Genomic DNA, 12238 nt, shown 5'->3' on the forward strand with positions numbered 1-12238 from the left:
GTACGTCATTTACCTGACGTACGATAGCGTGATCGGGTGGGTTCTTCAGTTGCTTCTCAGTCTGCCGAGCCGGCGACGTCGGCCGGTTTCGAGTACGTCTTCCCGGCCATCCGCGGCATCCAGGCGGGGCGCGAGTTCTACGTGTCCATGTGTCCGCTGCGACTCATCCCGAAGATCTTCCTCTTCGACGAGGACGAGCTGGCCCCCGAGGTTCGGGCTCAACGGATCTTGAACAAGGGGCGCCTTCCGGCGTTGACCCGCTACATCGTCGACAACCCCGCCGACTACGTCTTCAGTGCGCTGACCGCCTCCGTCGACGGAGACATCCGCTTCGAAGGCATCGCGGACAGCGGCGTGGGGATGCGCGCCGGGCAGATCCGGATCTCGATGGCCGCCCGGTTCCTGATCAACGACGGCCAACACCGGCGTGCCGCGATCGAGCAAGCGCTGAAGGAGAACCCCGACCTCGGCGAGGAGACGATCGCTGTGGTGTTCTTCCACGATGTCGGTCTCGCCCGTTGCCAACAGATGTTCGCCGACCTGAACCGGCACGCCGTACGGCCACCGCGTTCGATCGGAGTGCTGTACGACCACCGCGACGACCTGGCATCCATCGTCCGGCTGCTGGCGATGCGGGCACCCGTGTTCAAGGGGCACGTGGAGATGGAATCGAGCACGCTGTCCCAGCGCTCACGCAAGCTGTTCACCTTGAGCTCCGTGTACTACGCCACGCAGTCGTTGCTACAAGGCCTGGAGATCACCAAGGACCAGTCGCGGGAGGTGGCCGAGGCGTACTGGGACGCGGTCGACGTGGCGATCCCGGAGTGGAAGCTGGTACGACACCGGGAACTGTCGGCTCCGGACGTCCGCCGCGACTATCTGCACAGCCACGGGATCGCGTTGCACGCGATGGGGCGGGTGGGCAACTCGCTGTTGCGCAAGTCACTGACGCCCCGGACCTGGACCCCGGCACTCAAACGCCTGTCGTTGGTGGACTGGTCGCGCGCCAACACCGACTGGGAGGGGCGAGCACTCGTGGCCGGGCGGGTGTCCAAGAGCCACCAGAACCTGACATTGACCGTGAACTACCTGCGTCAGCACCTGAAGCTCGACCTCAGCGCCGAGGAACAGCGTGTCGAAGACGCCTACCTGCGAGGAGATTCATGACCACCCCGAAGCCGGCGGCGTTCCAGGACAGGCCCCTGGCGGAGGTCGTCGACGAACTGACGGACGAGATCCGAGAGCTCTACGTCGCCGACGACGTTCCCTGGGTGATCGGGTACAGCGGCGGAAAGGACTCCACTGCTGTCCTCCAGCTGGTGTGGCTCGCGCTGAAGGACCTGCCGGCCGAGCAGCGCGCCAAGCCGGTCCACGTGATCAGCACGGACACCCTGGTGGAGAACCCCGTCGTCGCGGCGTGGGTCGGCCAGTCGCTGGACACCATGCGCACGGCCGCGCAGGAACAGCAGCTCCCCATCGAGTCCCACAAGCTGACGCCGGAGATCAAGGACACGTTCTGGGTCAACTTGATCGGCAAGGGCTACCCGGCGCCCCGGCCGAAGTTCCGCTGGTGCACGGAGCGGTTGAAGATCAAGCCTTCGAACAGCTTCATCCGACGCGTCGTGCGTCGGCACGGCGAAGCGATCCTCGTACTGGGCATCCGCAAGGCGGAGAGCCAGGCGCGGGCGCGGGCGATGGCCCGGCACGAGAAGCGGCGGGTCCGCGACCGCCTCTCGCCGAACGGCAACCTCCCTAATTCCCTGGTCTACAGCCCGATCGAGGCATGGTCGACCGAGGAGGTGTGGGCGTTCTTGATGCAGTACCCCAACCCGTGGGGACACAAGAACAAGGACCTGCTGACGATGTACCAGGGTGCATCAGCCGATTCCGAGTGCCCCCTGGTCGTCGACGACAGCACGCCCTCGTGCGGGGACAGCCGCTTCGGCTGCTGGACGTGCACGCTGGTGGAGCAGGACAAGTCGATGGCTGCCATGATCAGCAACGACGACGAGAAGCAGTGGATGCGGCCCCTGCTCAAGCTCCGCAACGAGCTCGACGACGTCAAGAAGGAGAGCGAGACGCGGGACTTCCGTCGGATGAACGGGAACGTCCAGCTGCTCGGCGACGGCGACCGGACCATTCCCGGGCCCTACAAGCAGTCGGCCCGCGAGGACTGGCTGCGCAAGCTCCTCGCCGCCCAGACGAAGGTCCGGAAGAAGGCCCCGGAGCACGTCCGCGGCATCGAGCTCATCTCGATGGCGGAGCTGCACGAGATCCGCCGGATCTGGGTGTTCGAGAAGCACGAGGTCGAGGACTCGCTGCCGGGCATCTACGAGCAGGCGACCGGCGAGAAGTTCCCGGGGCTGCCACTGGACGAGCAGCTCGTCCTGGGGGCGGAAGAGATCGGGCTGCTCAAGGAAGCTTGCGAAGAGGATGTGATCCACTTCTCGATGACCCGCGAGCTCCTCGCGATCGAACGCCAGTACCGGACGATGACCCGCCGAGCCGGCCTGTTCGAGTCCCTGGAGAAGGCCATCAAGAAGGGCTACTACGAAGACGCGGACGACGCGCTGCAGTTCGCGAAGAGGCTGAAGGAACTGCGCGAAAGTGACCCGACCCAGCTGGCGCTGAACGAAGAGACCACCACCGATGCACCTGCATAAGCTTACGCTCCACGACTTCGGCGCCTACCAGGGCCGCCAGCACCTGGACCTCCGGGTAAAGCCGAAGCGCCCGATCGTGTTGATCGGCGGCCTCAACGGCTGCGGCAAGACGACCTTGCTCGATGCGATCCAGCTCGTACTGTACGGACCGCGTGCTCGGTGCAGCGGACGCGGTAGCCGCTCGTACGACGCCTATCTGCGTGAGAGCATCAACCGCTTGGCCGACCCCGCCCGTGGCGCCGAGCTCCGGCTGGAGTTCTCGATCACCGTGGAAGGGCGCCTCCGTACGTACGAGGTCGCCCGGACCTGGGCCGTCAACGGCAAGAGCGCACGGGAGAACCTCACCGTCACCGTCGACGGTAGGTACGATGCCACGATCAGCGAGAACTGGGCCGAGCACGTCGAGGAAATCCTGCCCCTCGAAGTCGCTTCACTCTTCTTCTTCGACGGCGAGAAGGTCGAGCAGCTCGCCGACCCCGAGCGCGCCGCGGACGTCATCGAAGCGGCGGTCCAGTCCCTCCTGGGCGTGAGGGCTGTCGAACAGCTGCGGACTGATCTGCTCGCCCTCCAGCGTCGGCAGCGGCTGTCACAGGAGGACCAGGGCGTCCTCGACCAGATCCAGGACCTGAAGGCCAGGTCACAGGCCGCTGCCCAGGAAGTGTCGGACCGGAGTCAGGACCGGGCGCAGGCCACATCGCTCCGTGACAGCGCCCAGGCGGCCCTCGAGAAGATAGAGCGGGACTTCGAACGCGCCGGCGGACGGCTCTTCGAGGAGCGTCGCAGGCTGGAGACTGCCAAGAAGGACACAGGGGACCGCCTGGCCGCGACGCAGAAGGCTCTGCGCGGCCTCGCTGAGGGAGCACTACCGCTGCTGCTGGTACGCGATCAGCTCGCCACACTGCGTGAGCAATCAGTTCGCGAGCACGAGGCGCACGAGGCACAGCAGGTCGTGGGCATTCTCGAATCCCGCGACGCGTGGTTGGTCGAGCAACTGCCCGACAACGTGCCCGGCACGGTGCGCACCACGCTGAAGAAGAAGCTGACCGCAGACAGGAAGAAGCGCGCCTCGGCCGCTGAGCTGACGGTCGACCTCGGCCTGCCCCGCAGCCTCGCACAGAAGCTGTCCGCACTGGACGATGTGCTGCCAGCGGACGAGAGCCGCGCACGAGAGCTCTTGGAGGAAGCCCAGAAGACGGTGCACGAGCTGGAGCAGGCCGAACGCCAGCTGGCAGCGGTTCCCGACGAGCAGCAGATCGAGGCCCTCATCCACGCCCGCCAGAAGGCCGTGGAGGACGTGATCGTCGCCCGAGCTGCTGTCGAGCGCGCCACGGAACTGGTGGCGGAGGCACGGATTCACCACGAGCGCCTTCAAGCGGACCTCGAACGTGCACGGGAGAAGCGGGCTCGGACGTTCATCCGCGAGGAGGAGCTACAGCGCATCGTCACCTATGCCGAGAAGGCCCGCGCCACCCTGGAGAGGTTCGGCTCAGCCCTCTTGCAGAAGCACATCAGCAGCTTGGAAGTGGCGGTCCTGAAGAGCTTCCAGACCTTGATGCGCAAGAACGGATTGATCAAGGACCTGAGGATCGACACCGACAAGTTCACGCTCGCGCTGGCCAACAGCGACAAGGAGCCCATCGATCCCGCACGGCTCAGCGCTGGCGAACGTCAGCTCCTTGCGATCTCCCTGCTGTGGGGACTGGCGAAGGTGGCCGGCAACCGCTTGCCCACCGTGATCGACACCCCGCTGGGCCGCTTGGACAGTCGGCACCGTGAGCACCTCGTCGACCGGTACTTCCCGCATGCAGGACGGCAGGTCCTCCTGCTGTCCACGGATGAGGAGATCGACGAGAACCTCCTGCGCCGACTCAAGCCCTCCATCGCCCACAGCTACGTCCTCGAGCACGACGACACCACCTTCACCACCCGTGTCACGGGGGGCTACTGGTGGACCGAGGGAGCCATGCATGCCGTCTGAAGTCACCATCCGGCTCTCCCAGGCCGCCAAGGACCAGCTGGCCTGGCTCAAGCGTCACACCGGGTTGACCCAGTGGAACGAGCTGTGCCGGTGGGCGCTCACGCTGTCCCTTCGCGACCCCTCCCCCCCGCTCGTCCGGGACATCACCACGGACTCCAACGTGGAGATCTCCTGGAAGACGTTCGCGGGTCCGCACGGGGACATCTACCTGTCCCTGCTCAAGCAGAGGTGCGCGGCCGACGGGGACGAACCCACCGACCCTGCCGTGAGCAAGACGCTGTTGGTCCACCTGCACCGCGGCATCGGCGTCCTCGCCGGTCGCCAGGATCTGCGCTCCATCCAGGACCTCATCGCCATCGCGGCTGAATAGACCGAGGCTCACAGGCCCGCTCCCTCCGGTTCCTTCGGAGGGAGCGGGCCTGCTTCGTTTCAGGGGTCACCGACGCTCCATCAAAAATCGCCCGCACCGTGCGCAACAACTCCGCGTCCCACCCGACCTACTTGGATGAGGGGGGTTCAAGACCGAAGCTGCCATCGGATTCGGCAAGACGCCCTCACCCGTCAGTCCCGCCGCGTACGCTAGGGCGACAACTCCACAACCCCGCTTCACCTTTCGGACGTGAGCCACCGCATGGGGCCCACCACCAGACACCGGAGCGAACGATGATCAGCCACCCCGTCGCCGGGGCGGTCAAGGCTCTGCAGAAGCAGGCCTTAGCCAGTCGCGACATGTATCAGCTCGACCGCATCGACCGTGCCCTGGACGAACTCCTGCGCAATCCGTCGGAGGACACCAGCCCCGCGCCGTACCGCGTGAGATCAGCCATGGGGCACGCCTACGAAGCGTTGGAGCGCCGCCGGGCCATCGCTCCCAGCGTCCCGCTCGACCCGGAACGCACGGATGGTGGTCACACCGACGCCCGCTACCCGGTCGTGGAGATCCTCGCGTGGCTCGAGTCGGAGCCCAAGCTCGCCGCCGGCGAGCGCGTCCTCCTCGACGAGCTCGCCCGCGGACACGACGCCGCGTCCATGGCCCGACGTCACGGCGTAGCTCTGCCCCGCATGCGCGAGCGGATCAGCCGGGCGCGCCGTCGCGCCAGGGCTCTGTGGCAGGCCGCGGAGGAGACTGCGTGACGCCCCGGCCCCTACGGCTGCGACCCTGGCTCGTACGCGCCCTCATACCGCCCCGCCTGATCGGCACTTACGTCCTGTACACCGCCGGCGGCATCCCCACCTATGTCGGCAGGAGCGACACCGACGTACGCCGCCGACTCCTCCGACACTGCACCGACAAGCACGGCGACTACTTCACCTACGACGTGCACCCCAGTGCAGTCAGTGCCTACGACGTCGAATGTGCCCTCTTCCACCTCCTGGCTCCCGGGGTGTCCAACCGCATCCACCCTGACCGGCCCGACTTCCACCCCACCCCCTGCGCGTTCTGCCTGCCCCGGCGCACCCGCCTCCACCTCCAGCCCTCGGGACACCCCGAGCACCTGGCCATCGACGCAAGCTAAGGACCCACGATGACGACCACACCACTGTTCCTCTCCCCAGACGGCCACCGCGCCGAGCTCATCCAGGTGGACCGAGCACTGGACTCCATGCGCGACGCGGGCTTCGACCTGACTGCCGCCATCGGTGAGCCGCTGGACAACTCCATCGAGGCCGAGGCCACCTTGATGCGCGTCCTGCCGGTGTTCGGCCGCGGCAAGAAGACGATCGACAGCATCCTCATCGCCGACAACGGCATCGGCATTGACCCCACTCAGATGCACCACGTTCTCTCGATGGGCTACAGCAGCCGCTACGGGCAGCGCCAGGGCCTGGGACGCTTCGGTGTCGGCCTCAAGCTCGCCGGCCTCAGCCTGGGCGAGCGAATCGACATCTACAGCAAGCGGACCGGCAACCCGAAGGTCTTCCACAGCTACATCGACCTCGAGGAGATCCGGGACGGCAAGCAGCACTTCATCACCACCACCGAGGCCGAGGAGGGCTGGCCGGCGGAAGCCGCCAAACTCATGGTCGGGCGCGACGACCGCCCCTTCGCGTCCGGCACGGTCGTGGTGTTCGGGAAGATCGACCGGCTCGCCAGCGGGGGAACCTACGGCACCTCTCTCGAACAGAAGATCTCCGATCTCCGGAAGTTCATCGCCCGCGCCTACCGGACCTACATCGACACCGGCCGGGTGTTCGAGCTGGACGGGAAGGTCACGACGCTCCACGACCCGCTCTTCCTGCGGGACAATCCCAGGATCATCTCCCGGTACAAGCCCCTGGACCCCCGCGGTGAACTCATCGAGGAGACCGATCTGGAGGTGGACGGTCACAAGGTCCACGTCTCCGTCGCCATCGTGCCGAAGGAGTTCCGCCCCTGGCAGGGCGCCGGTGGTGAGGTGGACTTCAAGGGGCAGGACATCAGCGACTTCCACATCAGCGCCGACAACACCGCGAAGATCAGCATCCTGCGCAACGGCCGCGAGATCTACTACGACGTCATCCCACGGCTGCTGGAGGGCGGACGCGGCGACAAGGTCCTGCGCTACGTCGCCGTCGAGGTGAGCTTTCCCGCCGAGCTGGACGAGTACTTCCAGGTCCGCAACGTGAAGCGCGGTGCGGAGCCCGTGGACAAACTGCGGCGCCAGGTCCGTGAATGGCTCAGGCCCCCGGTGAAGCAGGCGCTCCGACAGGTCCGCGCGGTCTGGAAGGAGACCGAGACGCAGCAGCGCTTCGCGAACGGCGAGCACAGTTCCAGCATGGACACCGCATCCAAGGTGGTTCCGGCTCTCCCCAGCGGCCTCGCCGGCCGCGGTGCGACCCCGGAGCTCGAGGAGAAGGTGGTCCAGCAGGCAGCCGCGGACATGGGGCTGGACGCCGACGCCGACGCGGGCAAGATCGAGAAGCTGCGCGAACAGATCAACTCCAGGCCCATCACCGTCCTTGACGCGCAATGGCCGGGCAAGGAGTTCCTGGTGATCCACCACCTCAACGGCAAGTCGGTGGTCAAGCTGAACCACCGCCACGCGTTCTTCGAGAAGGTGTACGCCCCGCTCAAGAAGGTTGCCGACGAGGGCGCACAGGGCATGGAACCGGAGGAGATCACCGACCTGGCTCGCCGTGCGGAGGCCGCGATCGATCTGCTCTTCATGGGCTACGCGAGGGCGGAGGGGATGTACGAGGACCCGGAGCGCTTCGACGACCTCCGAACCTACTGGGGCATGTTCACGGAGGCCCTGCTGCGGGAGGAGTTCAAGGACCAGTGACCGGCCGTGGTGGTGCACTCCACGGAGTACACCACCACGGCGGCAGCCGCACATCCCACGCACCCGTCAACCGCAGCCCGCACGATGTCCACAGTGACGCTCGCCCTGTGGCGGGCGGTGTGCTCGGAAGTGGCCGCTGCAGCAACCCTCGCCGCCACGCGGCACGACCGTTCTCAGAGAGGCAACGCAAGGATGTTTGGATCGGGTTCCAAGATCACGTTCCGGGACTACGTGCAGGGCACGTGGGGGAGCTTCGACACCCCCGCTGGCCGGGTCGACTACATCATGACCAAGGCACGGCTCGGAGGTGATGCGGACGCGCCGGAGCGGCAGCTCACGAAGAGCCTGGCCCCGGTCCGCGAAGTCATGGACGCCGGCGACCTGGACTTCAACCAGCTGCTGCAACGCGATCTGGACGACCACCGGGTGGCGATCAACCTGATCCCGTACTTGCTCGAACAGAAATCCACCGGGCCGGCCTTCTTCCCTCCGATCGTCGCCGTGCTCCTGCCGTTCCAGAAGAAGCGGCCGACGGCCTTCCCGGCACTCGATGCCCCTCGCCCGGTGGACCACGACGACGCGCCCTGGCAGGAGGAACGGGCCGGTAGTGCCTTCCGGGTCCACCGTCTCCTGGACTCCGACGGCGAGTTGCACGGGGCGAACCTGGGGAAGCTCTGGTGGAACGAGTCGGAGTCGAGCCTCGTTGTCCTCGACGGTCAGCACCGGGCGATGGCTCTGTTGGCCATCGAGCGCACTCTCTCCCGCACTTGGCACGGCAGTGGTGCACAGTTCCGTCCCTTCTACGAGCACCAGGTCGAGCACCTGCTCAGCAAGCACCAGGTCTCCGAGGTCGACTTGGCGAAGATCGAGGTTCCGGTGACCGTCTGCTGGTTCCCGGAGGAGACCGGCGAATCTGCGCGACCGCACGAAGCAGCCCGCAAGCTGTTCGTCGACGTCAACAAGGAAGCTCGCCCGCCGAGCGAGTCGCGGATCATCCTGCTGTCCGACGGCGAGCTGTCCAACGTCCTCACCCGCAGCATGCTGAGCGCACTGCGCGGTCGTAGCGACGACCGCCTGCCGCTCTACGCCGTGGAGTACGACAACCCCGAGGTGAACACCAGCCGGCCCGCACGCTGGTCGGTGATGACGAACATCCACCTGCTCAAGATGGCGGTCAACCGCTGCATCTTCGGCCCGCCCAAGTACCTCACCAACCTCGCCCAGCCGTTCGGAGGCAGGGAGAAGGCGGAGGAGCGCGACCGCTTCATGCGTGCCCAGCTGGACCTCGTCAGCCTCCTGCCGGACTACGTCGACGACGCTGGATACCCGTACACGCTGGACGAGATCGGGGACGCCAAGTTCCCGCTCGGCCGTGCAGAGGCACTCACCAGCAGGTTCATGGACACGTGGGGACAAGCGATCCTGACCGTCCTGTCCCGGACCGCCCCCTACGCGGCCCATGCGGCCAGTCTCACGAGCTTCAAGGAGAGCTGGCACACCACGAGCACGCACGCCTCGCTCGCGCACGACGCCTTGTTCGGCGGTGTCGGGATCTACTGGACCCTCCGCGACAGCTACGACAACTACCAGACCAACCGCTCCGAGGAGGGGTCGAAGCCACCGAAGTCGGACGTGATCCGGGCCTGGGAAGCCCTGAGGGAGCAGGAGAGCGAGTTCGACAAGTACCGCGCCCACGAGTACCTCGGAAACACCCGGCCCGAGACGGTCAGGCGTTGCAAGATCGCCTACAGCGTCTTCAACACGCACGCCTGCCAGCTCGGCATGGTCATGACTCTCGGATCCCTCTGGGAGTTGCGCAAGAACCAGCCCGGTGGGGCCGACCTCAAGGACCTCCCCGCCTTCGCCGAAGCCCTGACCAAGGCGTGGAACGAGTTTTTCCAGATCGACCGCGGCCGCGTCCGCGACCGCAGGTACGCCTTCAGCAAGGACAGCAGCAACCGGCTCAACCAGATCACCAACATGGACACCCCGAATGCGGTGTACTTCCGGTACTTCTGGATGCAGGCCCTCACCATCCCCTCGGTGTGGCAGCACCTTTCCCCGTGGCTGACCGACCGGGAGGCCTTCGATGCGGGGCTGGGCCAGGCTCGACGCCTCTACCTGGACCTGTGCATCAAGCAGCAAGGCAAGGCACTGGAGCTCAGCCAGCCGACGCTCGACCGGACCAAGCGTGCCGACCAGGCGGAGAAGGTGGCTACTGACGCCCTCAAGAAGGCGCTCCGCAATTGGTTCGGGGTGACGGACGAGGAGTTCGAAGCATGGCGGACCAGCCAGCCGCCCCGAGCCATCCAGCCGGAGCTGGACCTCGGGGACGCGTCCGCCGACGACGGAGATGGCAGCAGCGAGTAACTACTTCTCGAACAGGCCCAGCGGGAAGGTCGATCGTTCCTCCATACGGGCCGGCCGGAAGGTAGCACCTGATCACCTCTTCGGCAGTCCAGCCCTGACGTCTCTACGTCAGGGCTGGACGAGCAAAGTAGGACGGGCAAGCCTCGGGGCCGCGCGCTGCGGCCGCCACCAGCCGCCAATCAGATTCTGTCGACCGGACAGGGCTCGAGGTGGCCATGTCGAATCTCCCAGGCGCTCTTGAACGGCGCACACAGGGCGAAGGCATCCGAACCCATTCGCACCAGAGCGTGTGAGCGTGTCGTCGCAAGGTACATGCGCTCTGGCCGGGGCGATTCGGCTGGATCTGCACTTCTGGCGTAACGAGCGGTCCCAAGGTGCAGAAGGAAAGGGCACCCACCCTCGCGACTGGTGGCGGCGAACTGCGCGCACTCCAGGTGCATCGGCGGGTCGAGCGTGAGCCGATTTCTCATGACCCCGGGGCCACCAATGACGGCCCGCCAGTACAAGAGCGGCTTGCCGCACAATCCGCAGAGATTGTCACGCATGCACTCCAGCCGGCGTTCACCATCCACCTGGGTGAAGTCCGGCACGCCGCCAGCCATCAGCACGGTGACGTAGGTGACGGGATAGCCGCGTGAGTCTCGCTCCAGATGGGCGAGCCCCTGAGGGAGGGGCGAGCGAAGTCTGAGTTGGGCAGCGGTTTCTCGGTCCATGAATGGGCAGTCCAAGCGATTGGAGCGACAGGGACGGTCGGGTTCGGACAGCAACCCGCCACCAGTCCCGCTGGTGAGTTTCTACTCCCACTCAACTATTGAGATTCTACTCTCAAAAAGGGGATCTGCAAGCGCCCCAGCTAACTGAAGTGGAACCGACCTGCCCGACCAAAATGGGCTCGCGCTTCCGCACTGCGACACCATTGTCAGAGCAGTGATGGCCCAACGTAACGACTGCCGCTGGATATCCACTGAGCCGATGCCGGCAAGCATTGGGCCAAGCCGTGCCCCACTGTTGCCGATCGCCCCCGTGGCGGCCGAACGCGGGGCTACATCCGGAGCGTGTCAGGGGCGATTTTGCTCAGCCCTGCGTGACGCTCGAATCCCTCTAGGCTTGATCACCGAGCCCTCCCACCGCCGCCCGCGCAATGCGGAGAGGACCTCCTCATTGATCTCCCAGTCGATCTGACGGGCGCCCTCCCGCAAACGCGGTGCCGCTTCGACGATGCGCTCCAGCAACCACAGCGGTGAACCGGAAAGGCTGTAGTCCGGGGCGGGAAGCCGACCCCGCTGGGTCGCCATGGTGACGATCGGCTGCTTCGTCAGCCCGAACAGAGCCATGATCTCCGCGTGCCCTGCCAGCGGAGGAACCTCCCCTGCGTCGAAGACCATCCGTCCAGGGGCCTCCGCCTCCTTCAACCGGTCTAGCGCTGACTGGTCGAGGGGTTTCGGACGAGGTGTTGTCTCCCCGAATCGACACGCAAAGCCCAGCGGCCAGTACGCAGAGCCGGAGACGACGACTGCCTGGGAGTAGTCAAGCACGCCGCGGTGCACCCACTTCGCAGGCATGTCCGGCTTCACCCCGTACAGGGCAGCGAACTCCTGGACACCCACGAGGAACGGCTTGGGCTCCACCGCCTGTTCGGGCATGGTCGCTCAGTGATCCTCTCCGGGCCCGTCGGGTGTCGGAGTAAGGATATTGGGGGGCTCACTGACACGATGCCCTCGGCCCAGAGTGTGCTGCCCTCATCGCGGATCGCGTCCGAGTCCTTGCCCATAGGATCCCCTCCCCGCAAGAAGTGGCAGTAGACCTTCCACTCAGCTGCTGAGAATCGTCGAGAACCGAACCGGTTGCTGCGTTGTCCCAACGTGCGGACTGCGTCCGCAAGCACCTGTTCCTACGCCGCCAAGACCGCGCACTCTCCCTTGCCTGTGCTCAAACTGCAGGTGCCAGGAGCCGTGTTCCGCTAG

At 66.0% G+C, this 12238-nt stretch carries 8 protein-coding genes; 7 read left to right on the top strand and 1 reads right to left on the bottom strand.

Annotated features, from left to right (window positions below; translation table 11 throughout):
• The first annotated feature begins 36 nt into the window (after nt 1-36).
• From dndB to ACFY4B_RS40405, 7 genes are all read left to right on the top strand, one after another.
• Complete coding sequence (gene dndB, locus ACFY4B_RS40375) at nt 37-1167, top strand: DNA sulfur modification protein DndB (RefSeq protein ID WP_387976413.1); 1131 nt, start codon at nt 37-39, stop codon at nt 1165-1167.
• The gene (gene dndC, locus ACFY4B_RS40380; protein WP_387976415.1) at nt 1164-2663 is read left to right on the top strand and encodes a DNA phosphorothioation system sulfurtransferase DndC; all 1500 of its coding nucleotides are present in this window, start codon (nt 1164-1166) and stop codon (nt 2661-2663) included. The genes dndB and dndC overlap by 4 nt, the downstream gene beginning before the upstream one ends.
• The gene (dndD, locus tag ACFY4B_RS40385) at nt 2650-4641 is read left to right on the top strand and encodes a DNA sulfur modification protein DndD (RefSeq protein WP_387976418.1); all 1992 of its coding nucleotides are present in this window, start codon (nt 2650-2652) and stop codon (nt 4639-4641) included. Before dndC ends, dndD begins: the two co-directional genes overlap by 14 nt.
• Entirely contained in the window at nt 4631-5011 is a 381-nt protein-coding gene (gene dndE, locus ACFY4B_RS40390; protein WP_387976421.1) for a DNA sulfur modification protein DndE, read from the top strand. The genes dndD and dndE overlap by 11 nt, the downstream gene beginning before the upstream one ends.
• A 293-nt stretch (nt 5012-5304) precedes the next feature.
• Nucleotides 5305-5775: a hypothetical protein gene (locus ACFY4B_RS40395; protein WP_387976424.1), complete on the top strand. Its 471-nt coding sequence runs from the start codon at nt 5305-5307 to the stop codon at nt 5773-5775.
• Between the two features lie 392 nt (nt 5776-6167).
• Nucleotides 6168-7904, top strand: a complete 1737-nt coding sequence (locus ACFY4B_RS40400; RefSeq protein WP_387976427.1) for an ATP-binding protein — start codon at nt 6168-6170, stop codon at nt 7902-7904.
• A 93-nt stretch (nt 7905-7997) separates the two neighbouring features.
• On the top strand, nt 7998-10274 hold the full coding sequence (locus ACFY4B_RS40405) for a hypothetical protein (protein ID WP_387976430.1): 2277 nt from the start codon (nt 7998-8000) through the stop codon (nt 10272-10274).
• A gap of 1058 nt (nt 10275-11332) precedes the next feature.
• On the opposite strand, the gene ACFY4B_RS40410 is transcribed toward ACFY4B_RS40405, so the two are convergent.
• Nucleotides 11333-11917 carry a hypothetical protein gene (locus ACFY4B_RS40410; protein WP_387976433.1) on the bottom strand — a complete coding sequence of 195 codons (585 nt, stop codon included), beginning with the start codon at nt 11915-11917 and terminating at the stop codon, nt 11333-11335.
• Between the last annotated feature and the right edge of the window lie 321 nt (nt 11918-12238).

The organism is Kitasatospora sp. NPDC001261, assembly GCF_042896795.1.
Classification (GTDB): domain Bacteria; phylum Actinomycetota; class Actinomycetes; order Streptomycetales; family Streptomycetaceae; genus Kitasatospora.

What these genes read in the sequence shown, in the direction of transcription:
- dndD (WP_387976418.1), top strand. Translation starts at nt 2,650, where the DNA reads ATGCACCTGCATAAGCTTACGCTCCACGACTTCGGCGCCTACCAGGGC.
- ACFY4B_RS40400 (WP_387976427.1), top strand. Translation starts at nt 6,168, where the DNA reads ATGACGACCACACCACTGTTCCTCTCCCCAGACGGCCACCGCGCCGAG.
- dndC (WP_387976415.1), top strand. Translation starts at nt 1,164, where the DNA reads ATGACCACCCCGAAGCCGGCGGCGTTCCAGGACAGGCCCCTGGCGGAG.
- ACFY4B_RS40395 (WP_387976424.1), top strand. Translation starts at nt 5,305, where the DNA reads ATGATCAGCCACCCCGTCGCCGGGGCGGTCAAGGCTCTGCAGAAGCAG.
- dndE (WP_387976421.1), top strand. Translation starts at nt 4,631, where the DNA reads ATGCCGTCTGAAGTCACCATCCGGCTCTCCCAGGCCGCCAAGGACCAG.
- ACFY4B_RS40410 (WP_387976433.1), bottom strand. Translation starts at nt 11,917, where the DNA reads ATGCCCGAACAGGCGGTGGAGCCCAAGCCGTTCCTCGTGGGTGTCCAG.